This window comes from Janthinobacterium sp. NKUCC06_STL, assembly GCF_019345455.1.
Taxonomy (GTDB): Bacteria; Pseudomonadota; Gammaproteobacteria; order Burkholderiales; family Burkholderiaceae_D; genus Janthinobacterium; species Janthinobacterium rivuli.
This window is the reverse complement of the sequence record NZ_JAHKQY010000006.1, coordinates 296,995-322,853: the sequence shown is the minus strand read 5'-3', so window position 1 is coordinate 322,853 and position 25,859 is coordinate 296,995. Positions and strand designations below refer to the sequence as shown.

General features: G+C 62.9%; 22 protein-coding genes. 12 read left to right on the top strand and 10 right to left on the bottom strand.

Annotation, left to right across the window (positions count from 1 at the left end; genetic code table 11):
- Positions 1 to 77: 77 nt before the first annotated feature.
- From KO539_RS20225 to KO539_RS20210, 4 genes are all read right to left on the bottom strand, one after another.
- Positions 78 to 1,073: a BMP family protein gene (locus KO539_RS20225; protein WP_035824980.1), complete on the bottom strand. Its 996-nt coding sequence runs from the start codon at positions 1,071 to 1,073 to the stop codon at positions 78 to 80.
- A 388-nt stretch (positions 1,074 to 1,461) separates the two neighbouring features.
- Positions 1,462 to 2,364: a LysR family transcriptional regulator gene (locus KO539_RS20220; protein WP_219311175.1), complete on the bottom strand. Its 903-nt coding sequence runs from the start codon at positions 2,362 to 2,364 to the stop codon at positions 1,462 to 1,464.
- Positions 2,365 to 2,454: 90 nt separating this feature from the next.
- Positions 2,455 to 3,384: a pseudouridine-5'-phosphate glycosidase gene (locus KO539_RS20215; RefSeq protein WP_219311173.1), complete on the bottom strand. Its 930-nt coding sequence runs from the start codon at positions 3,382 to 3,384 to the stop codon at positions 2,455 to 2,457.
- Positions 3,385 to 3,387: 3 nt separating this feature from the next.
- On the bottom strand, positions 3,388 to 4,545 hold the full coding sequence (locus tag KO539_RS20210; RefSeq protein WP_219311171.1) for a carbohydrate kinase: 1,158 nt from the start codon (positions 4,543 to 4,545) through the stop codon (positions 3,388 to 3,390).
- 374 nt (positions 4,546 to 4,919) lie between these two features.
- On the opposite strand from KO539_RS20210, the gene xapA reads away from it, so the two are divergent.
- From xapA to KO539_RS20175, 7 genes are all read left to right on the top strand, one after another.
- The gene (gene xapA / locus KO539_RS20205) at positions 4,920 to 5,759 is read left to right on the top strand and encodes a xanthosine phosphorylase (protein ID WP_128140502.1); all 840 of its coding nucleotides are present in this window, start codon (positions 4,920 to 4,922) and stop codon (positions 5,757 to 5,759) included.
- A 119-nt stretch (positions 5,760 to 5,878) separates the two neighbouring features.
- Positions 5,879 to 7,072, top strand: a complete 1,194-nt coding sequence (locus KO539_RS20200; RefSeq protein ID WP_219311169.1) for a phosphopentomutase — start codon at positions 5,879 to 5,881, stop codon at positions 7,070 to 7,072.
- The gene (deoC, locus tag KO539_RS20195) at positions 7,069 to 8,028 is read left to right on the top strand and encodes a deoxyribose-phosphate aldolase (RefSeq protein ID WP_034785577.1); all 960 of its coding nucleotides are present in this window, start codon (positions 7,069 to 7,071) and stop codon (positions 8,026 to 8,028) included. Before KO539_RS20200 ends, deoC begins: the two co-directional genes overlap by 4 nt.
- A gap of 12 nt (positions 8,029 to 8,040) precedes the next feature.
- Positions 8,041 to 10,422, top strand: coding sequence for an aldehyde dehydrogenase family protein (locus KO539_RS20190; protein WP_374106464.1), 2,382 nt, complete (start codon positions 8,041 to 8,043; stop codon positions 10,420 to 10,422).
- Positions 10,423 to 10,498: 76 nt separating this feature from the next.
- Positions 10,499 to 11,821, top strand: a complete 1,323-nt coding sequence (deoA, locus tag KO539_RS20185) for a thymidine phosphorylase (RefSeq protein WP_219311167.1) — start codon at positions 10,499 to 10,501, stop codon at positions 11,819 to 11,821.
- Positions 11,822 to 11,904: 83 nt separating this feature from the next.
- The gene (locus KO539_RS20180; protein WP_219311165.1) at positions 11,905 to 12,312 is read left to right on the top strand and encodes a cytidine deaminase; all 408 of its coding nucleotides are present in this window, start codon (positions 11,905 to 11,907) and stop codon (positions 12,310 to 12,312) included.
- Between the two features lie 4 nt (positions 12,313 to 12,316).
- Positions 12,317 to 13,534 (top strand): nucleoside deaminase, encoded by a 1,218-nt coding sequence (locus KO539_RS20175; RefSeq protein ID WP_219311241.1) that lies wholly within the window; start codon positions 12,317 to 12,319, stop codon positions 13,532 to 13,534.
- On the opposite strand, the gene KO539_RS20170 is transcribed toward KO539_RS20175, so the two are convergent.
- The 6 genes from KO539_RS20170 to KO539_RS20145 form a co-directional block, all read right to left on the bottom strand.
- Positions 13,531 to 14,694, bottom strand: coding sequence for a dipeptidase (locus KO539_RS20170; RefSeq protein WP_219311163.1), 1,164 nt, complete (start codon positions 14,692 to 14,694; stop codon positions 13,531 to 13,533). The genes KO539_RS20175 and KO539_RS20170 overlap by 4 nt on opposite strands.
- Positions 14,695 to 14,705: 11 nt before the next feature.
- Positions 14,706 to 15,128, bottom strand: coding sequence for a VOC family protein (locus tag KO539_RS20165; RefSeq protein WP_128140497.1), 423 nt, complete (start codon positions 15,126 to 15,128; stop codon positions 14,706 to 14,708).
- A 160-nt stretch (positions 15,129 to 15,288) separates the two neighbouring features.
- Positions 15,289 to 15,558, bottom strand: a complete 270-nt coding sequence (locus KO539_RS20160) for a hypothetical protein (RefSeq protein WP_219311161.1) — start codon at positions 15,556 to 15,558, stop codon at positions 15,289 to 15,291.
- A 142-nt stretch (positions 15,559 to 15,700) separates the two neighbouring features.
- Positions 15,701 to 16,216 carry a hypothetical protein gene (locus KO539_RS20155; RefSeq protein WP_081922693.1) on the bottom strand — a complete coding sequence of 172 codons (516 nt, stop codon included), beginning with the start codon at positions 16,214 to 16,216 and terminating at the stop codon, positions 15,701 to 15,703.
- A gap of 91 nt (positions 16,217 to 16,307) precedes the next feature.
- Positions 16,308 to 16,985 carry a TetR/AcrR family transcriptional regulator gene (locus KO539_RS20150; protein WP_219311159.1) on the bottom strand — a complete coding sequence of 226 codons (678 nt, stop codon included), beginning with the start codon at positions 16,983 to 16,985 and terminating at the stop codon, positions 16,308 to 16,310.
- Positions 16,986 to 16,995: 10 nt separating this feature from the next.
- Positions 16,996 to 18,453, bottom strand: a complete 1,458-nt coding sequence (locus tag KO539_RS20145; protein WP_219311157.1) for a PLP-dependent aminotransferase family protein — start codon at positions 18,451 to 18,453, stop codon at positions 16,996 to 16,998.
- Between the two features lie 201 nt (positions 18,454 to 18,654).
- On the opposite strand from KO539_RS20145, the gene KO539_RS20140 reads away from it, so the two are divergent.
- From KO539_RS20140 to KO539_RS20120, 5 genes are all read left to right on the top strand, one after another.
- Positions 18,655 to 19,971 carry an aspartate aminotransferase family protein gene (locus KO539_RS20140; RefSeq protein ID WP_176390514.1) on the top strand — a complete coding sequence of 439 codons (1,317 nt, stop codon included), beginning with the start codon at positions 18,655 to 18,657 and terminating at the stop codon, positions 19,969 to 19,971.
- Positions 19,972 to 20,067: 96 nt separating this feature from the next.
- A complete protein-coding gene (locus KO539_RS20135; protein ID WP_374106465.1) occupies positions 20,068 to 21,552 on the top strand; it encodes a CoA-acylating methylmalonate-semialdehyde dehydrogenase in 1,485 nt (494 codons plus the stop codon).
- A gap of 46 nt (positions 21,553 to 21,598) precedes the next feature.
- On the top strand, positions 21,599 to 22,966 hold the full coding sequence (locus tag KO539_RS20130; RefSeq protein WP_219311155.1) for an NAD(P)-dependent oxidoreductase: 1,368 nt from the start codon (positions 21,599 to 21,601) through the stop codon (positions 22,964 to 22,966).
- Positions 22,966 to 24,246 (top strand): NAD-dependent dihydropyrimidine dehydrogenase subunit PreA, encoded by a 1,281-nt coding sequence (gene preA / locus KO539_RS20125; RefSeq protein WP_219311153.1) that lies wholly within the window; start codon positions 22,966 to 22,968, stop codon positions 24,244 to 24,246. Before KO539_RS20130 ends, preA begins: the two co-directional genes overlap by 1 nt.
- A gap of 122 nt (positions 24,247 to 24,368) precedes the next feature.
- Positions 24,369 to 25,853: an NCS1 family nucleobase:cation symporter-1 gene (locus KO539_RS20120; protein WP_219311151.1), complete on the top strand. Its 1,485-nt coding sequence runs from the start codon at positions 24,369 to 24,371 to the stop codon at positions 25,851 to 25,853.
- Positions 25,854 to 25,859 lie beyond the last annotated feature (6 nt).

Genomic DNA, 25,859 nt, shown 5'->3' with positions numbered 1-25,859 from the left:
TCATAACTGGATAGTTTCATGGAAACGCGCCGCGCGGAGACTGGCCCCGGCGGCGCGCTAAAAGATACGGAGAAAAATTAAACCGGGCAGCTGCTGCCGACGCGGTAATCGATCACTTTGATCTTGCCATCGATAATGTCCTTACGCGCACCCAACACGCGCTTTTCGATTTCCGGCGTGATCAGCTTGCGGTTGTTCGCATCGAGCGCCCAATCCACGCCGCCTTCTTTCAAGCCTTTATAGCTGACGCCGCCCTTCCAGGTGCCGTTCTTGACTTGCATGAAGCTGTCATAGACCGTGTTGTCGACGCGCTTGACCATCGAGGTCAGGATGCTGCCTGGATACAGATGATTCTGGTTCGAATCGACGCCGATGGCCAGCTTGCCTTTTTCCTTGGCCATTTGCAGGGTGCCCATGCCGCTGCCGCCAGCGACGGCGAAGACGACATCGACGCCGCGCTCGAATTGCGAGCGGGCCAGTTCGCCACCCTTGGCCGGGTCATTCCAGGCGCCGGACGTGGTGCCGACCATGTTTTGCGTGATTTCCGTCTTCGGATTGACGGCCTTCGCGCCTTGCGCGTAGCCGCAGGCGAAGTTGCGGATCAATGGAATATCGATGCCGCCGATGAAGCCGACTTTCTTGCTCTTGCTGGCCATGGCTGCAGCCACGCCCACCAGGTAGGAGCCTTCTTCTTCCTTGAAGACGACGGAATTGACGTTGCTGCCGGCGGCCTGGCCGTCGATCAGCACGAATTTCACGTTCGGGAATTCCTTGGCGACCTTTTGCACGGCTTGCGTTTGCGCAAAGCCGATGGCGGCGATCATGTCGAGTTTCTTGCGGGCCAGGCCACGCATGACTTGTTCAGCCTGCGTATCGCTCGATGCCTGCACTTCGATGAAGGAAATGCCCGTGTCTTTTTTGAAGCGCGATGCGCCTTCGAAAGCGGATTGGTTGAACGACTTGTCGAACTTGCCGCCCGCGTCATACACGACACCCAGTTTTGGGGTAGCCGCGGACGCTTGAGCAGTCAAAAATACGGCTGCGATCGTCAAACTAAATTGTGTAAGTTTCATGAATTGGCTCCTGGAAGATCGATATTGTATATTTTTTATAGGTGAAACATATAATTTGGGGCCGATTTAGCCTGTTTTTGATGCACGAGGTGATAATTCCTTATCAACATTGCACTGTATTGCACAAGATCATTGCTGACCTCTTCTGCTTTCATGCCGTCAGTGTGATGCTCATGCAACAGTCGCGCCCCGTCTCTTTTATAGGTACAACATCGAATGGGGCTGCCGGAGCGGGCTGGGATGCGCCGTCAGATGACGGGCAGGGCAAGCACGGGACCGGCGCCGCGATGGGCGTCCGAATCACTATGCATCATGCCAGATATGTATGACAAATACGTTTTTGTTTATGTATTTATATGCAGGGCATATAAATAGGTGGTGCCGCCGATTAGACGGCGGGGGGATTGAGGATATTCAGGAAGGCCCGCACGACGGGAGCGTCGTCCAGCGTCGTGTAGCTGATGTACAGGTTGGCCGATGGGGGATTCGTCTTGATCGGCAGAAACACGACGCCGGGCCAGCCGATGCGGCTCGTCGTTTCCGGCACCAGGGTCACGCCCAGGCCCGCGCCCACCATGGCCAGCAGGGTCTGCGGTTCGCTTGCTTCCTGGAAGATCACGGGTTCGAAACCGGCGTTGATGCAGCATTGCACCAGGTAGCGGGGAAACGCGGATTTGTCGAGGTTCAGGGTCAGCATCGGCTCGTGGGCGATGTCGATCAGCTCGATGGACGTGTTTTTCGCCAGCGGATGATGTTCATTGACGGCCACGCAGACGTTTTCGCGGAAGCACAGTTCCTGGCGCAGATTATCGTGACGCAAGTCGTCGTCGTTGAGCTTGGGTTCGCGCCAGAAGCCCACGTCGATCTGCTTGGCGCGCAGCGCTTCATATTGGACTGTGGGACCGAACTCATGGATGGTCCAGGTGACGCGGGGAAATTTGGTCTGGAATTCTTCCAGCAAGCTGGGGATGGGGCCCCACATGGCCGAGCCGACGATGCCCACGCGCAAGCGGCCCACTTCGCCGCGGTCGATCTGGCGGATGGTGTCGATGGTCATGCGCATCTTGGCCAGCAGGTCGGCCGCCTCGTTCATCAGCGCCTTGCCCGCCACGGTCAGCTCGAAGGTGCGCGTGGTGCGCGCAAACAGGCGCACGCCCAGTTCGCTTTCCAGTTTCATGATCTGCTGGCTCAACGGCGGCTGCGAGATATGCAGGCGCTCGGCGGCGCGGCTGAAGCTTTTCTCCTCGGCAACGGCAAGAAAATACTTTAACTGTTTCAGATCGATGGACATGCTTTCCTTGCATTACCTGATGCTAAGCGGGAACCTAAGCGGGAACGGCGCGCGAACCTGAGGGCCGCGCGCTTCTTTACAGCAGTCCTATTATCGTGCCACGACTGCCTGCATGGCAATGGCCAGCGCGGTGCCGACTTGGGCATTGTGCTTGACCAGCGCGATATTCGTCGCCAGGCTGCGGCCATTCGTCAGTTGCTTGATGCGCGACAACAGGAATGGCGTGACTTGTTTGCCTTTCACGCCGCCCGCGTCCGCTTCCTGCAGCGCTTGCGCCGTGATCGCATCGATCTCTTCCTTCGGCATCGCTTGCGCGGCCGGCACGGGGTTGCTGACGATCACGCCGCCCTTCAAGCCCAGCTGCCACTTGGTGCCGATGAAGGCGGCCTGTTCGGCGGCCGTATCGAGGCGGAAATCGGCCTTGAAGCCGCTTTCGCGCGTAAAGAAGGCGGGAAAACCTTCCTGGCCCACGCTGATGACGGGCACGCCGTGGGTTTCCAGGTATTCCAGGGTCAGGCCGATGTCGAGGATGGATTTGACGCCCGCGCAGACGACGGCCACCGAGGTTTGCGCCAGTTCCTGCAAGTCGGCGGAAATATCGAAGCTCGTTTCCGCGCCGCGGTGCACGCCGCCGATGCCGCCCGTGACGAACACGGCAATACCGGCCAGTTCCGCGCAGATCATGGTGGCGGCCACGGTGGTGGCGCCCAGTTTACCCTGCGACAGGACGAACGGCAGGTCGCGGCGGCTGACCTTCATGGCGTCGGGCGAGGTGCCCAGCAGTTCCAGTTGCTCGGGCGACAGGCCCACGCAGATCTTGCCGCCGATGATGGCGATGGTGGCCGGCACGGCGCCGCCGTCACGGATGATCTGCTCCACTTCGCGCGCCATTTCCACGTTTTGTGGATACGGCATGCCGTGCGAAATGATGGTCGATTCCAGCGCCACGATGGCCTTGCCGGCGGCGCGCGCGTCGAGCACTTCTTGCGAGAACAAGAGGAAATTCTGTAATTGGGTCATGGTTCAGTCCTGTTGAAAGAGGGTAGGGGGAGGCGGCGCCAGGTCGGCGTCGTCAATGTTGTCGAGCGCGCCGGCGGAAATCTGGGGCGAGACGGTGGCAGCCGATTCCAGTGTCATGGCGGCCAGCTTCAGGCCGCGCCGGCACGCTAGTTTCAAATCGCTGCTGTCGTGGTAGAGCGACCAGCAGACGGCGGCGGAAAACGCGTCGCCGGCGCCCGTCACGTCGACGGCGTCCACTTCGCGCGCGGCCAGATGCACGATGGGGGCGTCCAGGCTGTCGCCATCCGTGAAGTACACGCCTTCGCCGCCGCAGGTGACGATCACCTGGCGTGCGCCCTGGCGCTGCACTTCGCGGCAGGCGGCGCGCAGATCGGTTGCCGTGGGCAAGGCCCGCGCCACGCGCGTTTCCAGTTCGCCCCGGTTCAGGATCAGCAGATGCAAGCCCGTCAGGTCTTGCGGCAGGTGCGCCATCTTCGGCTGCGAGACGGCGACGATGACGAGCGGCGTCGCGTGCGTCGCATCCTGGCGCGCGTCGGCCAGCAGGGCCTGCACGCTGTCGTGGCCCAGGTTCAGGTCGCAGACGGTGAGGGCGGCGGCGGCGCGCTGTGGCTGGCGGCTGTGCAGAAAAGCCGGTGTCAGCTGTTCATAGAGTTGCATGTTGGCCATCGCCAGCAGCATTTCGCCATGTTCGTCGAGCACGGCCGTGTACGTGCCGCTGCTGGTGTTACTCAGATGCAAGCTGCCGCGCATGTCGATGCCCGCGTCTTCCGCGTGCGTTTGCAGGGCGTGGCCGGCCGCGTCGTCGCCCAGCGCCGTCAGCAGGGCCACGGGGATAGCCAGGCGTGCGAGGTTTTCCGCGATGTTGCGGCCCACGCCGCCAAACACTTCTTCCGAACGCACGGGATTCGATGTGCCCATCTGCAAGGTCGCCAGGGTGCGCATCTTGCGGTCGAGGTTGGCGGCGCCTATGCACAGCACGGGGCGGCTGTCGGGCAGCACGTAGGCGCGTCCCAGCAGGCGCCGCTCGCGGATCAATCCGGCGATGTGGCCGGCGACGGCCGAGCGCGACAAGCCCAGCTCGCTCGCCAGGTCTTGCTGCGAGATGAAAGGGTTGTTGCGGATCAGCGTGTACAGCTGGTCTTTTTTATTGGTATCGGTCACAGGGTTTTCGCTGAGGTTTAAACATTTGTCTGGAACTGTAAACATTTGTCTTTATGATGTCAAGCGCGTGTCAAGTGCATGCGAAAAACCTTCGTATGGAGCTTGTATGCACGGATTTCCCGGGCATGGCGGGCCTGGGCATGCCTCGACTATAATATCGGCGATTTATATTTGAATTGTATAAATGGGCAAGAAAAATGGTATTTGCCATACATATTCCGTTTGATGCATAGTGGCGGCAAATAGAGGCAATACGCATTTCGATATACCTGTAACACCATACATACCCATACATACCCGATACCTGGGCGATACTTTTCGTACACCGTCGCGCAGGCAGCAACCCATCATCATTAGTCAATCAGAGGATAACCATGTCGAACAACACCCCTTTCCACGCCGCCGAAATCATCCGTGCCCGCGCTCCTGAAAATTTCAAGCCGCGCGTGGCGATGATCCTCGGCTCCGGCCTGGGCGTGTTGGCCGAGCAGATGACGGACGCCGTCAGCATCAGCTTTGACGAATTGCCAGGCTTCCCGATCAGCACCGTGCACGGCCATGCCGGCGAACTGGTGATCGGCACCCTGTCGGGCGTCGCCGTCGTCTGCATGAAGGGCCGTGGCCACTTCTATGAAGGCTATGGCATGGGCGTGATGACGAGCGCCATCCGCACCCTGAAACTGCTGGGCTGCGAAATGCTGTTCGTCACCAACGCCGCCGGCTCCCTGCGCCCTGAAGTGGACGCCGGCAGCCTGGTGGCCATCAGCGACCACATCAACCTGCTGCCAGGCACGCCGATGGTCGGCCCGAACGATGACCGCTTCGGTCCGCGCTTCTTCAGCATGGCCAACGCCTACGATGCGGACCTGCGCAATCTGGTCAAGGACACGGCCGCTTCGAACGGCATCACCCTGCATGAAGGCGTGTTCGTCGCCTACCCTGGTCCGAACTTCGAGACGGCCGCCGAAATCCGCATGATGGCCCGCCTGGGCGCCGACACGGTCGGCATGTCCGTGGTGCCGGAAGTGGTCTCGGCCCGCCATTGCGACCTGAAAGTGGTGGGCGTGTCCGTCATTACCAACCTGGCCGAAGGCATGTCGCCATTCGCCCTGTCGCACGAACAAACCCTGAAATACGCGGCCATCGGCGCGAAAGACCTGGTCAAGCTGATCCTGGCCTTCCTGGCCACCGTGGCCACCAAACCGCAAGCCTAAGCACTTTTCTTGACGCAGTAGCGGCGCGCCATCTACTGGCGCTGCCGCGCGGCAGGCCGGGAAAATCCGGCCTACACTGTTCGCATCATCCCGCATCACTCCATAAAGCGAGCCTTATCATGTCACGCGCATTTATCCTCCTGCTTGATTCCTTCGGCCTTGGCGCGACGCCAGACGCCGCCAAGTATGGCGACGCAGGTGCCAATACCTTTGGCCACATTGCCAGCACTGTCGCCAAAAGCGGCAAGACCTTGAAACTCCCGAACATGGAACGCCTGGGCCTGGGCGCCGCCGCCCACCTGGCCAGCGGCGAATGGGCCACGGGCTTCGACCAGCGCGACGGTTTTACCGGCGCCTACGGCGCGGCGCGCGAGCGCTCCACCGGCAAGGACACGCAGAGCGGCCACTGGGAAATCGCCGGCGTGCCCGTCGAATTCGACTGGGGATATTTCCCCCGCACCACGCCGTCGTTCCCGGCCGACCTGACCGACAAGCTCAAAGCCATGTCGGGCGTGCCGGGCTTCCTCGGCGACTGCCATGCCTCGGGCACGGACATCATCAACAAGCATGGCGACGAGCACGTCGCCACCGGCAAGCTGATTATCTATACCTCGGGCGACTCGGTGATGCAGATCGCCGCGCATGAAGAATCGTTTGGCCTCGAGCGTCTGTACGAAGTGTGCGAAATGGCCTTCAAGCTGGTCGAGCCGTACAACATCGGCCGCGTCATCGCCCGCCCGTTCACCGGCAGCAATGGCAACTACACGCGCACGTCCAACCGCCACGACTACGCCGTCGCGCCGCCAAGCAAGACCCTGCTCGACCACGTCAAGAATGCGGGCGGCGAAGTCGTCGGCCTGGGCAAGATCAGCGACATTTTCGCTACCCAGGGAATCTCGCGCGTCGTCAAGGGCGTCGACAACATGGCGCTGTTCGAAGCGCTGTTGAAGACGGCCGATGAAGTGCAGGACAAGTCGCTCACCTTCGTGAACTTCGTCGATTTCGACCAGGCTTTCGGCCACCGCCGCAATGTCGAAGGCTATGCCGACGCGCTGCGCGAAATGGATGGTCGCCTGCCGGAATTCATGGCCAAGCTCAAGGAAGGCGACCTGGTCGTGATCACCGCCGACCATGGCTGCGACCCGACCTGGCACGGCTCCGACCACACCCGCGAACACATACCGATGATCTTCTTCGGTCCCGGCGTCGCCCCGCGCGCACTGGGTATTTCCGAGTCGTTCTCCGATATTGGCCAAACCCTCGCCAAACACCTTGGCGTACCACCACTTGCTAATGGAACCAGCTTGTTATGACACTCATGCACCCCGAATTCAAGCGTAATGAGGCCGTTGGCCTCGACCTGGGCTGGATCAACCAGATCCGCGTCAACCGCGCCGCGACGGACCGCCGCGCGGCCAGCCTGGCGAACCGCCGTACGGTGAAAAAGGAATACCAGGCCGCCTGGCTGGTCAAAGCCATCCAGATGATCGACCTGACCACCCTGGGCGGCGACGATACGCCCGGCCGTGTGGAACGCCTGTGCATGAAAGCCATGCGCCCGCTGCGCGCCGACCTGATGGATGCACTGGGCCTGACGCAATTGAGCACCGGCGCCGTGTGCGTGTACCACGAGATGATCCAGCCTGCCGTGAAAGTCATCCAGGGCCGCTTGCCCATCGCCGCCGTGTCGACGGGTTTCCCGGCCGGCCTGACGAGCATGGAAACGAAGCTGCGCGAGATCGAGCTGTCCGTCGCCGCCGGCGCTTCCGAGATCGATATCGTCATCACGCGCCAGCACGTCCTGAACGGCAACTGGCAAGTGCTGTACGACGAAATGCTCGCCTACCGCAAGGCGTGCGGCGAAGCCCACGTGAAGGCGATTCTCGCCACGGGCGACTTGCTGACCATGGAAAACGTGGCCAAGGCGTCGTGGGTCTGCATGATGGCCGGCGCCGATTTCATTAAGACCTCCACCGGTAAAGAGGGCGTGAACGCCACCATTCCCGTGGCCCTGACGATGGTGCGCACGATCCGCGAATACCACGAGCAGACGGGCTTCCAGGTGGGCTTCAAGCCGGCCGGCGGCGTCAGCTCGGCCAAGAGCGCGCTGCAATACCTGACCCTGATGAAGGAAGAACTGGGCAACGAATGGCTGCAGCCGCACCTGTTCCGCATCGGCGCTTCCAGCCTGCTGACCGACATCGAGCGCCAGCTTGAGCACTACGTCACCGGCAGCTACTCGGCCAATCATCGTCACGCACAACCTTAAAGAACAATCGTCATGCCAACAATTAACGAGATTCTCAATACTATGGACTACGGCCCTGCTCCCGAAAGTCAAAAAGAAGCGCAAGCGTGGCTCGATGGCCACCAGCGCACATTCGGTTTGTTCATCGACAATGCCTGGAGCACGCCGGCGGAACTGTTCGCCTCGACCAATCCTGCCGATGGCACGCAGCTGGCCGAACTGACGCAAGCGACCGACGCGGACGTCGAACGGGCCGTCGAAGCGGCGCGCCGCGCGCTGCCCGTCTGGCAAGGCATGGGCGGCCACGGCCGCGCCAAAGTCATGTACGCGCTGGCCCGTCTGCTGCAAAAGCATTCGCGCCTGTTCGCCGTGCTCGAAACCCTGGACAACGGCAAGACCATCCGCGAAACGCGCGATATCGACTTGCCGCTGGCCGCGCGCCATTTTTATCATCACGCCGGCTGGGCGCAGCTGCAGTCGGAAGAATTCGCCGACTACCGCGCCGTGGGCGTGGTGGGCCAGATCGTGCCATGGAATTTCCCCCTGCTGATGCTGTCGTGGAAAATCGCCCCGGCCCTGGCGGCCGGTAACACGGTCGTCTTCAAGCCGGCCGAATTCACGTCGCTGACCGCCATGCTGTTCGCCGAATTGTGCGTGCAGGCAGGCGTGCCGGCTGGCGTCGTCAATATCGTCACCGGCGACGGCAGAGTGGGCTCGGCCATCGTCAACCATCCTGGCGTCGACAAGATCGCGTTTACGGGCTCCACGGAAGTGGGCCGCCTGATTCGTGAAGCGACGGCCGGCAGCGGCAAGAAGCTGTCCTTGGAGCTGGGCGGCAAGTCGCCGTTCATCGTCTTTGAAGACGCGGACCTGGACGGGGCCGTGGAAGGCCTGGTCGATTCGATCTGGTTCAACCAGGGCCAGGTGTGCTGCGCCGGTTCGCGCCTGCTGGTGCAGGAATCGATCCAGGAGCGCTTCCTGAACAAGGTACGCGCCCGCATGGAAAACCTGCGCCTCGGCTCGCCGCTGGACAAATCGATGGACGTGGGCGCGCTGGTCGACCCCGTGCAGCACCAGCGCATCGCCGCGCTGGTCGATTCTGCCCGCGCCGAAGGCTGCGACGTGTGGCAGCCGGCGTGCGAATTGCCGGCTGACGGCTCGTGGTTCCCGCCGACCCTGATCACGGGCGCGTCGACCTCGGCCGCCGTCGCACAGGCTGAAATCTTCGGCCCCGTGCTGGTGGCCATGAGCTTCCGCACGCCGCCCGAAGCGGTGCAGCTGGCGAACAACACGGTGTACGGCCTGGCCGCCAGCGTGTGGACCGAGTCGATCAGCCTGGCCCTCGATATCGCTCCCGCCATCAAGGCAGGCGTGGTGTGGATCAACAGCGCCAACCAGTTCGACGCCGCGTGCGGTTTCGGCGGCTACCGCGAATCGGGCTTCGGCCGTGAAGGCGGCCGCGAAGGCATGCTGGAATACATGACGGCCCTGGCCGAAGATGCGCGCCCGGCCTTGCCGGTGGTGGAAGCGAAAGCCAAGGGCAATGCGAAACCGGCGCCAGCCGATCCGTTCGCCATTGACCGCACGGTCAAGATGTACATTGGCGGCAAGCAGGCGCGCCCTGACAGCGCCTACAGCACCCCGGTGTTTGGCGCGAACGGCGCCCTGCTGGCCGAAGTGGGCGTGGGCAGCCGCAAGGATATCCGCAATGCCGTCGAAGCTGCCCATAAAGCGTCCGGCTGGACCGGCGCCACGGCGCACAACCGCGCGCAAGTGCTGTACTACATCGCCGAAAACCTGGCAGCGCGCGCCGACGAATTCGCCGCCCGCATCGCCGCCATGACGGGCAGTAAAAACCCCGAGAAGGAAGTGCAGGCATCGATCGAACGCCTGTTCTACTACGCCGCCTGGGCTGATAAATACGACGGCCTGGCGCACCAGCCGCCAACCAAGGGCATCACCGTGGCGCTGAACGAAGCGGTCGGTGTGATCGGCATCGTCTGCCCGAACGAAGCGCCTTTGCTCGGCTTCATTTCGCTCGTCGCCCCGGCCATCGCGCTGGGCAACCGCGTGGTGGTGGTGCCATCGGAAGCGCATCCGCTTTCCGCGCTGGACCTGTACCAGGTGTTCGACACGTCCGACTTGCCGGGCGGCGTCGTCAACATCATCAGCGGCAACGCCGATGAACTGGCGCGCACCCTAGCCACGCACGCCGACATCGACGCCGTCTGGCGCCATGACGGTTCCGCTGAAGGTTGCGCGGAAGTTGAGCGCCTGTCAGCCGGCACCCTGAAGCGCACCTGGGTCGGCGGCGCCAAGGGCCGCGACTGGTACAGCGCCGCGCAAAGCGGTGGTCGTGCCGTGCTGGCGCATGCGTCGCAAGTGAAAAACGTGTGGATTCCTTACGGCGTCTGATAAGCAACTAGCGTTACAAAGCTGGGGTCAGAACCGCAGGGACTGACCCCAAATTTATTATGATCGGAGTTAAACCATGTTTTTAACCCAGGAAATCATCCGCAAAAAGCGCGACAAGGGCGTGCTGAGCGCCGAGGAAATTCAGTTTTTCGTGCGTGGCATCACTGACGGCAGCGTCAGCGAAGGACAGATCGCGGCGCTGGGCATGGCCGTCTATTTCAACGACATGAACATGGACGAGCGCGTGGCGTTCACCCTGGCCATGCGCGATTCCGGCCAGGTGCTGGACTGGCGCTCGTTGAACCTGCCCGGTCCCGTCGTCGACAAGCATTCGACGGGCGGCGTGGGCGACGTCGTCTCCCTGCTGCTGGGTCCCATGGTCGCCGCGTGCGGCGGTTACGTGCCGATGATCTCGGGCCGCGGCCTGGGCCACACGGGCGGCACCCTGGACAAGTTCGACGCCATTCCCGGCTACTGCACGGTGCCGGACAATGCACTGTTCCGCAAGGTGGTGCAGGAGATCGGCGTGGCCATCATCGGCCAGACGGCGCAGCTGGCGCCGGCCGACAAGCGTTTCTACAGCATCCGCGACGTCACCGCCACGGTGGAGTCGGTGGCCATGATCACCGGCTCCATCCTGTCGAAGAAACTCTCGGCCGGCCTGGACGCGCTGGTGATGGACGTGAAAGTGGGTTCGGGCGCCTTCATGCCGACCTACGACAAATCGGTGGAACTGGCCGAGAGCATCGTCGCCGTCGGCAATGGCGCGGGCATGCAGACGTCGGCCATTCTGACGGACATGAACGAATCGCTGGCGCCGTACGCGGGCAATGTGCTGGAAGTGCGCGGCGCCATGGATTACCTGACGGGCCGTTCGCGTCCCGCGCGTCTGCATGAAGTGACCCTGGCGCTGTGCGCCGAGATGCTGGTGCTGGGCGGCCTGGCCGCCACCGAAGAGGAAGCGCGCGTGAAATTGACGGCGGCCCTCGATTCGGGCGAAGCGGCCGAGCGTTTCTCGCGCATGGTGTCCGCCCTGGGCGGCCCGGCGGATATCGTCGAGCATCCGGACAAGCACCTGGAAACAGCGCCATTCATCGTGCCGGCACCGGCGCTGTCGGCCGGTTTTGCCAACGTGCGCGATTGCCGCGCCATCGGCCTGGCCGTCGTGGCCCTGGGCGGTGGCCGCCGCCGTCCGACCGACAGCATCGATTTCGCCGTCGGCCTGACGGACCTCGTGAGCCTGGGCGAGCAAGTGGCCGTTGGCCAGCCGCTGGCCATGGTGCACGCGCGCACGGAAGCGGCGGCGCAGCAAGCCGTCAGGGAAATCCAGCAAGCGTATGCCATCAGCGCGGTGGCGTTGACGGGCAATCCGGTGATTTACCGTACGATACGACCTTAAACTAAACCCAGAAGCAAAGTCTGGGGTCGTACCCTCAGGGTACGACCCCGGCATCTTGCTGCTGGGGTTGAAAAGAAAATCAAATGAACAACCAAGAACTGATCGCCGAAGCCAATGCCGGCCGCGAACTGGCGTACGCGCCATATTCGCGCTTTAAAGTGGGCGCGGCGCTGCTGTGCAAGGATGGCCGCGTCTTCCGCGGCTGTAACGTGGAAAATGCGGCGTATGGCCTGTGCAACTGCGCCGAGCGCACGGCGTTTTTCAGCGCCATCGCGCAAGGCTGCAAGCCGGGCGACTTCGCCAAATTGGCCGTCACGGGCGACACGGTCGAACCGATCTCGCCGTGCGGCGCCTGCCGCCAGGTGATCTTCGAGATGGGCGGCGCCGACCTGCCGGTCATCCTGACGAACCTGAAAAACGATGTCATGGAAGTGACGGCGGGCTGGCTGCTGCCGCACGGCTTCGGCAATTCCGACCTGGACATGAAGTAACAGGATTCGCTTGAACAAGACGATCGACATCCAGGCCGCCGTGGCGATTGCCGCGGCCGAAGCCATGGCCGCCAAGACGCAGGGCACCTTCGGCGTGGGCGGCGTGCTGCTCGATGGCGCCGGCAACGTGCTGCAATCGATGCATAACAATGTCGTGCGCCAGGGCCTGGTGTTCGACCCCACGGCGCATGGCGAACGCCAGCTGGTGGACTGGTATTTTGCCGAACGGGCCAAGGGCACGCCCTTGCCGCCGCCGGGCGAACTGACCATCGTCACCTCGCTCGACCCCTGCTGCATGTGCACGGGGGCGATTCTGACGGCCGGTTTCAACGTGGTGGTGGCCGCGCCCGACGTCAAGGCGGGCATCAATTACGATGGCAGTGCCACGTTCACGGCTTTGCCGGCGCCGCTGCAGGCGCAGGCAGGCCGCAGTTTTTGTTATCCGGCCGTGCGCGGCGCCACGGAGTATGCGCGCCTGCCATCCGGCGCCGCGCCCAAATCTTTTTTCATCGGCAAGAGCATCCATGAGGCGACGCAGGCACTGTGTTCGCTTGTGTTCGAAGCGACATCGGCGCAGGTGATGCAGCTGCTGAACGCGGGCGACGACGTGCATTTGCGCGATCCCGCCACCTTGCCATCCGAGCATGCCGTGGTGCGCGCCCTGCGCCGCCGCTATCCGGACGCCCTGACTTACCGTTGCGCGCCGCATGCGCCCGATGCCGGCCTGGCACCGTTCCTGCAGGCGGCCATGGAGCAGGATGTGCGCGATGGCGGGCAGGGCGACGCTGCCGCCTTGCTCGATTCCTTCGGCAACCTGCTGCTGTGCATGCCGGGAAAATTGGCGCAGTCGGTCATCCGCACGCCGTTCATGGAATGCACGCGCCAGTACGCGCAGCTGCGCTTTGAATTGATGGCGAATGCCCAGCCGGCGCTGCAGGAAGAAATCAAAAGTTATCTGGGCCACCCCAAGCATGGCACCTTCGTGCTGGCCATCGGCCCGGACGACGGCGCCGCCAGTTTCATGACCCTGGGCGCCTACGGCTCCACCATGGAAGGGGCGCTGCCGGAGAATAATCCCGCGCAATTCCAGTATGTGCGCCCGGCCATGGAGGAAGACGCGCTGCTGGCGCTGTGCGAGTCGATGCCGCCGCTGTACCGCAAGCTGATACGCATCCGGCCGCGCCAGGTGGTGAGTCTGGACTTGATCAGCGCCCTGGGCTAAGCATCATCGTCCGGCAGATTTTTGAGTAAAAAGTCGCGTACGTTCTCGCCCGCCACGCGGCGTATCTGCGCTTCCGACAGGCCAGCGTCGAGCAGCGCCTGCGTCAAGCGCGGCAAGCCCGTCGCATCGATGGCCGTGGTGACGGCGCCGTCGAAGTCCGAGCCATAGGCCACGTGGTCGGCGCCGATCAGTTTGACCGTGTACTTGATGGCGCGCGCGATGGACGCCACGTCCTTGCCGCAGACGGCCGTATTCCAGAAACCGATGCCCACCAGGCCACCCTGGGCGGCGATGCGTTTCAGTTGTGCGTCGCTGAGGTTGCGGCCGTTGGCGCAAGTGCCGCGCACGCCGGTGTGCGACACCATCACGGGGCGTTTCGCCATCGTCAACACGTCGTCGATGGTGGCCGGCGAGGCATGCGCCAGGTCGACGATCATCTTGCGCTGTTCCATGGCGCGCAGCCATTGCTTGCCCAGCGGCGTCAGGCCGCCTTTTTTCATGCCGTGCTGTGAACCTGACAGTTCCGTGTCGAAGAAATGCGTGGGCGCGGCCATGCGGTAGCCGGCCCGGTACAGGGTATCGAGATTCTCCAGCTTGCCCTCGAGCGCATGCGCGCCTTCCAGGGTCAGCCAGCCGGCCAGCAGGTTCGGATCTTTTTCGCGCGCGGCGATGAAGCTGCGCAGCTGGGCGCGGCTGCCGATGACGCGCACCTTGCCATCGCTCCTGGCCGCTTGCTGGCGCAGCTCGTCGGCCTGGTAGGTGGCGCGCGCCAGCAGGCTGTTCCAGGTGGCGGGCGGCAAGCCTTGCGCCACGACCAGGGCCGTGATGTTGTCCGTGTCGCTGCCATTGCGCTCGATATTCATCTTGCGCGGCGTCTTGGTGACGACGGAAAAGGCTTGCAGCGCCACGTTGGCCCGCTGCAGGCGGGGGAAGTCGACATGCCCGCGCTGGCTGTCGCGGTTCAGATTGCGTTGCCACAGCAGGCTGTCGGCGTGCAGGTCGGCGATCCACAGGCTCTGGTGCAGGGCCACGGTGGCTGCCGATGGCGCCTTGCCGGACGACGGATGGACACGGTTGAGGTGTTCGTCGACGAGGACGGGAGCGGACAGGAAACCGCCGATCAGCGCAAGGCTGGCGGCGGCGAAGGTACTGATAATCATTGTTCTCCGTTTTACCATGGATCGTAGGTGCCCAGGCTCCAGATGTGGCCTTCCGGGTCGCGGCAGGTAAAGCCCCGTCCGCCGTAATCTTCATCCTTGATGTCGAGCACGATCTCGGCGCCGGCTTCGCGCGCGCTGCGGTAGACGGCATCAGCATCACTGACGACCAGGTAGCAGCTTTGCGTGTTGGCGCCGCCGACGTCGCCAGGCAGTTTCATCAGGCGGCCATAGTCGCTGTCGATGGCTGGCGCCACCATGACCATGCCATTGCCAAAGCTCAGTTGTGCATGGGCGACGCCGCCGTTGCCGTCAGGCACGATCAATTGTTTTTCAAAGCCGAGCGCCTTGCACAGCCATTCGATGGCGGCGGGCGCGTCGCGGTAGCGCAGGCAGGGTATGGTTGTCGCTGCTGTCGCTTTTGCTGTCGTGGTCATCAGAAAACTCCTATGGCTGTGGGGGAGTAGCTTCGATCATGGATACTGTCTGGCGTTCCATATCCATACCAACCATCGGGATAGGGTTGATGCCCGTCAGTGCTACGTCCCTCCATAGTGCCATAGAACAATCCTTGCACTCTTGCCACAACGCAAATTTTTATTGCGGTGACTGCGACGAGTTCGCTGCCTTCGTATCCGTGTCCGTGTCGTCGCCGTTGCTTGCCCATCTGAGCAGCATCACAAGCGCAAACAGCATGATGGCCAGCGGCAAGATGGTGAGCAGGAACGCCAGGCCCAGGCAGCATGCCAGCAGCATGGGCCAGGACATGGCGCGCAAGGCGGCCAAGCCCTGGCGCGTGTAGGCGCACAGCTCGTTCCAGAAAGCGCTGAAGGAAGTGCTGCCCGGTGCCGCATTGAGGTCTTTCATGCCGTTCTCCTGTCGTGTGAATGCCGCTGCCGTATGCATGCTGGCAATGAAGCCACTATAGGCAAAACCTTGCTGCCGGGCATCGCGTATGCGACGAATGGCAGGAATGGCGGACCGAACGGTGACAGGCAGGGACAAACGGTTATTCAAACACCTTGAGTTTCAGCTGGAAACTGAGCGCGCCATACAGGCGGTCCTTGTAGGACGGCACGATGGCGATATTCACGCCCACGCGCTGGTATTCATAGCTGATGGTGGGCACCAGGGCCGGGAACCAGCCGCCATCGCGCATCTTCGGATAGCCACTGAAGCCGCCAACGACGGCGCCGACGCGCAGCGGACCCACCTTGATCGGCTGGTAGTACACGCCCAGGTAGTTCGAGTAGGCGCGGTCGCTATTGTAGAAGCGGCCAGCCGTGACCGAGGCGACCGTGGAAAAGCGGTATTCGGCGCCCAGGCCCGGATTGCTGTCGTTCAGGTTCTTGTCGCGCTGAAAGTGATACGAATAAAAGCCCGCGTTGAGCCAGGTTTCGCTCAGCGGCTGATTTTCTATCATGCCGACTGTCTGCGCCTGTGCCGCGCCCGCCACTGCCAGCAGCGCCGCGCAGGCGGCTTTGCCCAGCAATGACGCGGTGCGCGCCGATGACCATTGTTTCATGCCTGTTCCTTGTCCTGTCGATATGGCGCCGCCAATGCAAGCGCTCCAGCGCGTCATGCTATCACTGCCAGATTGTTCATTGGAAATTTCATCACGTGCCCGGCGCAGCGCCAGGCAGGGCGATGGCCGCCTGCACCATGTGCGTGAGCAGGATTTCCGCGTCCTCGTAATCCTTGCGCGTGAGCTGCTTGCGCTCCAGCACCAGGGTCATCTGTGCTGAAAAATCCGCATACGATTGCGTCATGGCCCAGATGGCGAACATCAGGTGCGTGGCGTTGACGGGCGCGATCCTGCCGGCGGCGATCCACGCCTCGAAGACGGCGATATCCTTGCGCAGCAGGGGCACGACTCTTTCTCGTATCTGCGCGCCGTACAGGGGCGCGCCATTGATCACCTCCAGCGCATACACGCGCGAAGCCCACGGCTGTTCGCGCGAAAAACGCAGCTTGGCGCCGATGTACGCGCGCAGCACGTCGCGCGGCTCGTCGTGTTCATTGGCCAGCATGTCCATGCGTGCCAGCCAGTCGTCGAGCACGTCGTCGAGCACGCGCTGGTACAGCAGCTGCTTGGATGGGAAGTAATACATCAGGTTTTGCTTCGACAGGCCGGCCCGCTCGGCGATGGTGGCGATCGACGCGCCCTCATAGCCGCTTTCCGCAAATACGCGCACGGCTTGTTCCAGGATGTCCGCTTCCAGGCGGTCGCGGTTTTGCAGGCGCCGGCCGCCGGCGTTTTTCACGGGAGGGGCAGGGGATTTGTCGCTGGCCATGGCGGGTTCTTTAGCGTGGGCGGATCGATTGCAGGAATGCCTGCAGCACGGGGGTATCGGTGTAGGCCACGTTGAAGCGGAACCACACCGTCTCGGGCGCGCGCAGCATGAAAAATTCGTTCGGCGACAGCAGGATGCCCGCCTTCAAGGCCATGTCGGCGATGATCTTGCCATTCCATTCCGGTGTCTGGATAGTGGGCCAGCCAGCGCTGACGAACATGCCGCCACGGGGACGTGCCACGGGCGCCATGCCCGCCTGCGCCAGGCAGTCGATGCTGCGCTCGCGGGCCGCATCGAGCTGCGCCACCAGCCGTTCCACCATGCGCTTGTAGGGCCGCGCGGACACGGCGTGGTAGACGGCGCGCTCGTTGATTTCCGACGTCGTCAGCCCCGCCAGCATTTTCACGCGCACCAGTTCGGCCACCAGCGACGGCGAGGCGCAAATCGACCCCACGCGCAGCACGGGCGACAGGGTCTTGGAAAAACTGCCCACGCGGATCACGCGGCGCAAGCCATCCATGGCCGCCAGTGACGCTTCGCCGCGCGCCGCCAGTTCGCGGTAGATATCGTCTTCCACCAGCCAGAAATCGAATTGCTCGGCCAGTGCCAGCAGGCGGTGCGTTTGCGCCTGGCTGAGCGATGTTCCCAGCGGATTTTGCAGCACCGTGTTGACGAACATGAGCTTGGGCTGCGTGCGCGCAGCCTCGCTGGCCAGCGCATCGAGATCGAGGCCCGTCTCGCCGCGCGCAATGCCCACGGGGATGCAGCCGTGGTGGCGGATCAGCGACTGCAGATTGCTGTAGCCGGGGTCTTCCACCAGCACCGTGTCGCCCGGCTTGGTCAGGCTGCGCAGGATCAAGTCAAAAGCATGCGTGGCGCCGTGCGTCAGCAAGACCTGGTCCGGCTCCACCTGGAACAGCTCTTCCGACAAGGTGGCGGCCAGGCGCTGGCGCAGCGAGGGAAAACCGAGCGGGTGGCCATAGCCGCGCAATCGGCTGGCGGGTATGCGCATGGCCTGGCGCACGGCGTCGAGCACGGTCGCCTCGCCATACATCTCGGGCGGCAGCCAGCCCGCGCCCACGGGCAGGGCGTCGGACACGCCCGAATACAGGTCCGGCGTGAGGGCGTCGATGGCGGTGGGACTCGCGTGTACGGCGGCCTGCGGCGAGGCGGCGATATCGTGGCGCGCGACAAAATAGCCGGAGCCGCGGCGCGACGACAGCAAGCCGAGGTTGACCAGCCGATCATACGATTCGACGACGGTGAACGTCGACACGCCATTGCAGCGGGCGAACTGGCGCACGGACGGCATGCGCGTGCCGATGCGCAGGGCGCGGCTGCCCACCATGACGCTGATGGCGATGACGATCTGCTCGACGAGGCCGCCCTTCTTCTGGCGGTCGATGTCCAGCACGGGCCAGCCGCTTGCTTGCTCGGGGGCATCGTCTGTGCTGTCGCTGTGCTTCACGGTGGCTCCTTTTGCTGCCTTGCACAAAACTGTAGTGGTTTTTTGACCTGTACGGTTGGGGTACTTTGCCGTTTGTGTATCTGTGCCATTGGGGATGGCCTGTCTATTATTACATCAGCTTTTTGCCAACTGGTAAATTATTTTACGCTTCGTCAAAAACGATCCTGGCCCCGCGCCAGCCCCCATCCCAAGGAGAAGGTCATGAACGAAACAAGGCCGGAATCGATGTCGGCATTCTGGATGCCGTTTACGAACAACCGTGATTTCAAGGCCAACCCGCGCCTGCTCGTGTCGGCCGAAGGCATGTACTACAAGGACGTCGATGGCAACGCCATCCTCGACGGCACGGCGGGACTGTGGTGCGTGCCGTGCGGCCATGCGCAGCCGAAAATCGTCGGCGCCATCCGCGAGATGGTGGGCCAGCTGGACTTCGCGCCCACCTTCCAGATGGGCCATCCGGCCGCCTTCGAGCTGGCGGAAAAACTGATGGACTACACGGGGCATAAATTTGGCCACGTCTTCTACACCAATTCCGGTTCCGAAGCCGTCGACACGGCGTTGAAGATCGCGCTGGCCTACCACCGGGCGCGCGGCGAGGGCGCACGCACGCGCCTGATCGGCCGTGAACGCGGTTACCACGGCGTGGGCTTCGGCGGCATTTCCGTGGGCGGCATCGGCGGCAACCGCAAAACCTTCGGCCCCTTGCTGCCCGGCGTCGACCACCTGCCGCACACGCACAACCTGGACAAGAACGCCTACACGGTGGGCGAGCCCGAATACGGCACCCACCTGGCCGATGAACTGGAACGCATCGTCGCCCTGCATGACGCCTCGACGATTGCCGCCGTCATCGTCGAACCGGTGGCCGGTTCCACTGGCGTACTGATTCCGCCGAAAGGCTATCTGAAACGCTTGCGCGAGCTGTGCACCAAGCACGGCATCCTCTTGATCTTCGATGAAGTCATCACGGGTTTCGGCCGCATGACGACGCCGTTCGCCGCCGACTATTTCGACGTCGAGCCGGATCTGATGACGACGGCCAAGGGCCTGACCAACGGCATGGTGCCAATGGGCGCCGTGTTCAGCAAAAAGTATATCCACGACGCCTTCATGGATGCGCCGGCCGGCATCGAACTGTTCCACGGCTACACGTATTCCGGCCACCCGCTCGCGTGCGCCGCCTCGCTGGCGACCCTGCAAGTGTTCGAAGAACAGGACATCCTCGGTCACGCCAAAGCGATGCAGGCATATTGGAGCGACGCCGTGCATTCGCTGAAAGGCTTGCCGCACGTGATCGACTTGCGCAGCATCGGCCTGATCGCCGGCATCGAACTCGATCCCATCGCCGGCAAACCCGGCACGCGCGCCTTCAACGCCTTCAAGCAGGCCTTCGCCGACGGCGTGCTGATACGCACGACGGGCGACATCATCGCGTTGTCGCCGCCGCTGGTGCTGGAAAAACAGCATGTCGACGAGCTGTTTGGCAAGCTGGCGACGGTGCTGAAAAACCTTGATTAAGCCCCGGGGTCAGACCCGCCGGGTCTGACCCCAGAATTTGCCCTTGGGGTAAAGAGAGGAAATAACGTGAACCAAATTAACACACAGCTCGACACCATCACCCACTTCATCAACGGCGCCAAAGTCGACACCCACAGTGGCCGCTACGGCGACGTCTACAACCCCGCCCTGGGCGAGCCCGTGGCCCGCGTGGCGCTGGGCACCGTGGAAGACGTGGATGCGGCCGTGCAGGCGGCCGCCGCCGCCTTTCCCTCCTGGTCGGCCACGCCGCCCTTGACGCGTGCCCGTGTCCTGTTCCGCTACCTGCAGCTGTGCCAGCAGCACACGGACGACTTTGCCGCCATGCTCACGCGCGAACATGGCAAGACCTTTGCCGATGCCCAGGGCGAGGTGGCGCGCGGCATCGAGATGGTGGAATTTGCCGTCGGCATTCCGCAGTTGTTAAAGGGCGAATTCACGGACCAGATCTCGCGCGGCATCGACGCCTGGTCCATGCGCCAGGCGCTCGGTGTGGTGGCTGGCATCACGCCATTCAACTTCCCCGTGATGGTGCCGATGTGGATGTTCCCCGTCGCCATCGCCTGCGGCAATACCTTCGTCTTGAAACCGTCCGAGCGCGATCCGTCGGCGTCCCTGCTGCACGCCAAACTGCTCAAAGATGCGGGCTTGCCCGACGGCGTCTTCAACGTGGTGCAGGGAGATAAAGTGACGGTCGACGCCTTGCTCGACCACCCCGTCGTGCAGGCGATCAGCTTTGTCGGCTCGACGCCGATCGCCGAATACATCTATGCGCGCGGCAGCGCCAGCGGCAAGCGCGTACAAGCCTTGGGTGGCGCGAAAAACCATATGGTGGTGATGCCCGATGCGGACATGGACATGGCGGTCGACGCCCTGATCGGCGCAGCTTACGGTTCGGCGGGCGAGCGCTGCATGGCTATCTCCGTCGTGGTGGCCGTGGGCGACGCGGGTGACAAGCTGATCGATGCACTGGCAACGCGCACGGCCGCACTGAAAGTGCGCGACGGCATGGAAGATGGTGCGGAAATGGGACCGGTCGTGTCGCTGGTCGCCAAGCAGCGCATTGAAAAACTCATCGCCTCCGGCGTGGAGCAGGGTGCGACCCTGGTCGTCGATGGCCGTAATCACGTGGTGCCGGGCCGCGAGAACGGCTTCTTTGTCGGCGGCACCTTGTTCGACCACGTCACTCGCGACATGAGCATCTACAAGGAAGAGATTTTCGGCCCCGTGCTGTGCGTGCTCCGGTGTCCTGACGTGGTGCATGCGGTGGAACTGATCAACGCCAACGAGTATGGCAACGGCGTGGCCATCTACACGCGCGACGGCGGCGTGGCGCGTGAATTCGTGCGCCAGATTCAGGTCGGCATGGTGGGCGTCAATATCCCCTTGCCCGTGCCGATGGCCTTCAACAGTTTCGGCGGCTGGAAGCGCAGCATGTTCGGCGATCACCACGCCTATGGCCCCGAAGGCGTGCGTTTCTACACGCGCCACAAGGCCGTGATGCAGCGCTGGCCGAACACGGCAAGCGCTGGTGTGGAATTTGCTTTTCCCCAGATGAAGTAAAGCTTTCAAATCACAAGCCGGCCGCACATAACAAGAGGAATACGCGATGATCGAGTCTTTGAACTATTTGCCGCATCCCACCCTGCCCAACGAGGAACTGGCGGGCCACTTCACGGACCTGGCGCCGCCGCTCACGGCACGCCAGGCCGCCATCGAAAGCGCCCGCTGCCTGTATTGCTACGACGCGCCGTGCAGCCGCATCTGTCCGTCGGAAATCGACGTGGCCAGCTTCATCCGCAACATCCACGACAAGAACATCAACGGCGCCGCCGCCGGCATCCTGAAACAGAATATCCTGGGCGGCAGCTGCGCCAGGGTCTGTCCGACGGAAATCCTCTGTGAAGACGTCTGCGTGCGCAACCACGACGCCGAAGGCCAGCCCGTCAAGATCGGCCTCTTGCAGCGCTACGCCGTCGACCACGCGCATTTCGCGGCGCACCCGTTCAGGCGCGCGGCTGCCACCGGCAAGACGGTCGCCATTGTTGGCGCAGGGCCGGCCGGCCTGTCGTGCGCGCACCGGCTGGCCATGCTTGGCCACGATGTGGTGATCTTCGAGAAGGAAGGCAAGGCGGGCGGCCTGAATGAATACGGCATCGCCAAATACAAGCTGACGGACGACTTCGCGCAAAAGGAAATCGACTTCCTGCTGGACATCGGCGGCATCGAGATCCGATGTCGCCAGGTGCTGGGCGAGAACCTGCAGCTGCGCGACTTGCACGCGCAGTACGACGCCGTGTTCCTGGGCCTGGGCCTGGGCGCCAGCCGCAAGCTGGGCTTGACGGGCGAGGATGCGCCGGGACTCCTGGCCGCCGTCGATTACATTAGCGCGCTGCGCCAGGCGGACGACCTGGCCGCGCTGCCCGTGCCGAAACGGGCGGTTGTCATTGGCGCCGGCAATACGGCCATCGACATGGCGGTGCAGATTCAAAGGCTCGGCGCCGAGGAAGTCACCCTCGTCTACCGGCGCGGCTTCGACGCCATGACGGCCACCCACCATGAACAGGAAATCGCCAAGGCCAACCAGGTGCGCATGCTGACATGGGCCCAGCCGCAGCAGGTGCTGCTCGACGCGGCTGGCAAGGTGGCGGGCATGCGTTTCGAAAAAACAAGCATGCAGGGCTCACGCCTGGCTGGCACCGGTGAAACATTCGACGTGGCGGCCGACGCCATCTTCAAGGCCATCGGCCAGAGCTTCGACACGGAAGTGCTGCATGACCCGATGGCGTCATTGCTGAAACGCAAAGGCGACAAGATCGCCGTCGATGGGGGCTTTCGCACGGTGCTGCCGGGGATCTACGCGGGCGGCGATTGCGTGGCGCCGGGGCAAGACTTGACGGTGCAAGCCGTCCAGCATGGCAAGCTGGCCGCACTGGCCATCCATTCCGATTTGTTCAATAAAGTGGAGGCTGCATAATGGCTGATCTCAGCATCGAATTTTGCGGCATCAAGGCGCCGAATCCCTTCTGGCTGGCGTCCGCACCGCCGACGGACAAGGCCTACAACGTGGTGCGCGCCTTCGAAGCAGGGTGGGGCGGCGTCGTGTGGAAAACCCTGGGGGAAGACCCGGCCGCCGTCAACGTGTCGTCGCGCTATTCCGCCCTGTATGGCAAGAACCGCGAAGTGGTGGGCTTCAACAACATCGAGCTGATCACCGACCGCTCGCTGGAAATCAACCTGCGCGAAATCACGCAGGTGAAAAAGGACTGGCCCGACCGCGCCATGATCGTCTCCCTGATGCTGCCGTGCGAAGAGCACTACTGGGCCGACATCCTGCCCAAGGTCGAGGCGACGGGAGCGGATGGCATCGAACTCAATTTCGGCTGTCCGCACGGCATGCCGGAGCGGGGCATGGGCGCGGCCGTGGGTCAGGTTCCCGAGTATGTGCAGATGGTCACCGCCTGGTGCAAGAAGCACAGTCGCTTGCCCGTCATCGTCAAGCTCACGCCCAACATCACGGACGTGCGCATGCCGGCGCGCGCTGCCAAGGCGGGCGGCGCGGATGCCGTCTCGCTGATCAACACCATCAACTCGATCACCTCGCTGGACCTGGACCGCATGGTGGCCTTGCCCATCGTCGGCGGCGCGAGCACGCACGGCGGCTATTGCGGCGCGGCCGTCAAACCGATCGCCCTGAACATGGTGGCCGAAATCGCCCGCGATCCGCAGACGCGCGGTTTGCCCATTTCCGGCATCGGCGGCATCGGCAACTGGCGCGACGCGGCCGAATTTCTCGCCCTGGGTGCCGGCTGCGTGCAGGTATGCACGGCCGCCATGCTGCATGGTTTCCGCATCGTCGACGAGATGAAGGATGGCCTGTCGCGCTGGATGGATGAAAAGGGCTATGCACGCATCAGCGATTTTTCCGGCAAGGCCGTGGCCAACACGACGGACTGGAAATACCTGGACATGAATTACCAGGTGATTGCGCAGATCAACCAGGACGACTGCATCAAATGCGGCAAGTGCTATGTGGCTTGCGAAGACACCTCGCACCAGTCGATTTCGCAACTGATCGACGCCGCCGGCACGCGCACCTATGAGGTGATCAAGGAGGAATGCGTGGGCTGCAATCTGTGCGAAATCACCTGTCCGGTGCAGGGCTGCATCACGATGGTGCCGCAGACGACAGGCAAGCCATACATGAACTGGACGCAGGATCCGCGCAACCCTCGGGCATTGGCGGAGTCGGCATAGGGCACGGTTATTGCGTGCGTTTTATTTGTAAACAGCGGCCGGCCTTTGCGGTAAGCTAGATTGACTTAAAGGTCGCGCCGTTTCTATAAAACCGATCCCCTCCCAACCGATGGAGCATACCTGTGAACCACGACTATTCAGGCAACACGCAACTCTGGAATGAAGACCTGGCGCCCACCACTGCGGCGCAGCGCACTTGGCGCTGGTATCACTTTGCCGCGCTGTGGGTCGGCATGGTGATGTGCATTCCCGCCTACACCCTGTCGGCCAGCCTGATCGACAGCGGCATGTCCGGTTACCAGGCCGTGCTCACGGTATTTCTCGCCAACGCCATCGTGCTCCTGCCCATGCTGCTGATCGGCCATGCGGGCACCAAGTACGGCATCCCGTATGCCGTGCTGGCGCGCGCCTCGTTCGGCACCATGGGCGCGCGCCTGCCCGCCCTGATGCGCGCCATCGTCGCCTGCGGCTGGTATGGCATCCAGACCTGGTTCGGCGGGCAGATGATCTATACCCTGATGGGCGTGCTGGTGGGCCATGAACTGGGCGGCGAGAAGATCGCGGGCCTGGGCATCAACGGCAGCCAGCTGCTGTGCTTTTTGGCTTTCTGGGCCATCCAGTTCTATTACATCCTGCATGGCATGGAATCGATCCGCAAGCTCGAAACCTACACGGCGCCGCTGAAAATCCTCATCTGCTTCGTGCTGCTGTACTGGGTGCACAGCAAGGCTGGCGGCGTGGCCAGCCTGCTGGACCAGCCATCGCAATTCATCCCCGGCGGTAAAAAGGCGGGCCAGTTCTGGAGCGTCTTCTGGCCATCGCTGACGGCCATGGTGGGTTTCTGGGCCACCCTGGCATTGAACATCCCCGACTTCACGCGCTTCGCCAAGACGCAGCGCGACCAGGTGATCGGCCAGTCGATCGGCTTGCCGGTGCCGATGGGCCTCCTGGCCATGCTGGCCGTGATCGTCACGGCAGGCTCCGTCGTCATGTACGGCAAGGCCATCTGGGATCCCGTCGATCTGGCCAGCCGCATGACGGGCGCCGCCGTGCTGATCGCCCTGATCATCCTCCTGATCGACACGGTCAGCGTCAACCTGGCCGCCAACCTGGTGGGCCCGGCGTACGACTTTTCCTCGCTGGCGCCGAAGCAGATTTCGTACAAGATGGGCGGCTACATCACGGCTTTCATCGCCATCGTCATGATGCCGTGGAAGGTGCTCGAGTCGACGCAGGGCTATATCTTCACGTGGCTGATCGGCTACTCGGCCCTGCTGGGGCCCATCGCCGGCATCCTCATCGTCGACTATTATTTTGTGCGCAAGACGCAGCTCGACGTCAAACAACTGTACCGCGACGACGGCGTCTACTCGTACGGCAATGGCTGGAACATGGCGGCGCTGATCGCCTTTGTCATCGCCGTGCTGCCGAATATCCCGGGCTTTTTGAATGCGGCCTTTCCCACGGCGTTTCCCGGCGTGGGCGAAGGATTCAAAACCATCTACACCTACGCCTGGTTCGTGGGCGTGGCCATCGCCGCCGTCGTGTACGGCGTCATGATGAAGGGCAAGGCCGTGGCGCACGTGCAGCAGGCGCCGCAGTCGTAATCACTC

Excerpts from the sequence above, each read along its gene's own strand:
- KO539_RS20225 (WP_035824980.1), bottom strand. The coding sequence starts at position 1,073 with ATGAAACTTACACAATTTAGTTTGACGATCGCAGCCGTATTTTTGACT.
- KO539_RS20220 (WP_219311175.1), bottom strand. The coding sequence starts at position 2,364 with ATGTCCATCGATCTGAAACAGTTAAAGTATTTTCTTGCCGTTGCCGAG.
- KO539_RS20215 (WP_219311173.1), bottom strand. The coding sequence starts at position 3,384 with ATGACCCAATTACAGAATTTCCTCTTGTTCTCGCAAGAAGTGCTCGAC.
- xapA (WP_128140502.1), top strand. The coding sequence starts at position 4,920 with ATGTCGAACAACACCCCTTTCCACGCCGCCGAAATCATCCGTGCCCGC.
- KO539_RS20200 (WP_219311169.1), top strand. The coding sequence starts at position 5,879 with ATGTCACGCGCATTTATCCTCCTGCTTGATTCCTTCGGCCTTGGCGCG.
- deoC (WP_034785577.1), top strand. The coding sequence starts at position 7,069 with ATGACACTCATGCACCCCGAATTCAAGCGTAATGAGGCCGTTGGCCTC.
- KO539_RS20190 (WP_374106464.1), top strand. The coding sequence starts at position 8,041 with ATGCCAACAATTAACGAGATTCTCAATACTATGGACTACGGCCCTGCT.
- deoA (WP_219311167.1), top strand. The coding sequence starts at position 10,499 with ATGTTTTTAACCCAGGAAATCATCCGCAAAAAGCGCGACAAGGGCGTG.
- KO539_RS20180 (WP_219311165.1), top strand. The coding sequence starts at position 11,905 with ATGAACAACCAAGAACTGATCGCCGAAGCCAATGCCGGCCGCGAACTG.
- KO539_RS20170 (WP_219311163.1), bottom strand. The coding sequence starts at position 14,694 with ATGATTATCAGTACCTTCGCCGCCGCCAGCCTTGCGCTGATCGGCGGT.
- KO539_RS20165 (WP_128140497.1), bottom strand. The coding sequence starts at position 15,128 with ATGACCACGACAGCAAAAGCGACAGCAGCGACAACCATACCCTGCCTG.
- KO539_RS20160 (WP_219311161.1), bottom strand. The coding sequence starts at position 15,558 with ATGAAAGACCTCAATGCGGCACCGGGCAGCACTTCCTTCAGCGCTTTC.
- KO539_RS20155 (WP_081922693.1), bottom strand. The coding sequence starts at position 16,216 with ATGAAACAATGGTCATCGGCGCGCACCGCGTCATTGCTGGGCAAAGCC.
- KO539_RS20150 (WP_219311159.1), bottom strand. The coding sequence starts at position 16,985 with ATGGCCAGCGACAAATCCCCTGCCCCTCCCGTGAAAAACGCCGGCGGC.
- KO539_RS20140 (WP_176390514.1), top strand. The coding sequence starts at position 18,655 with ATGAACGAAACAAGGCCGGAATCGATGTCGGCATTCTGGATGCCGTTT.
- KO539_RS20130 (WP_219311155.1), top strand. The coding sequence starts at position 21,599 with ATGATCGAGTCTTTGAACTATTTGCCGCATCCCACCCTGCCCAACGAG.
- preA (WP_219311153.1), top strand. The coding sequence starts at position 22,966 with ATGGCTGATCTCAGCATCGAATTTTGCGGCATCAAGGCGCCGAATCCC.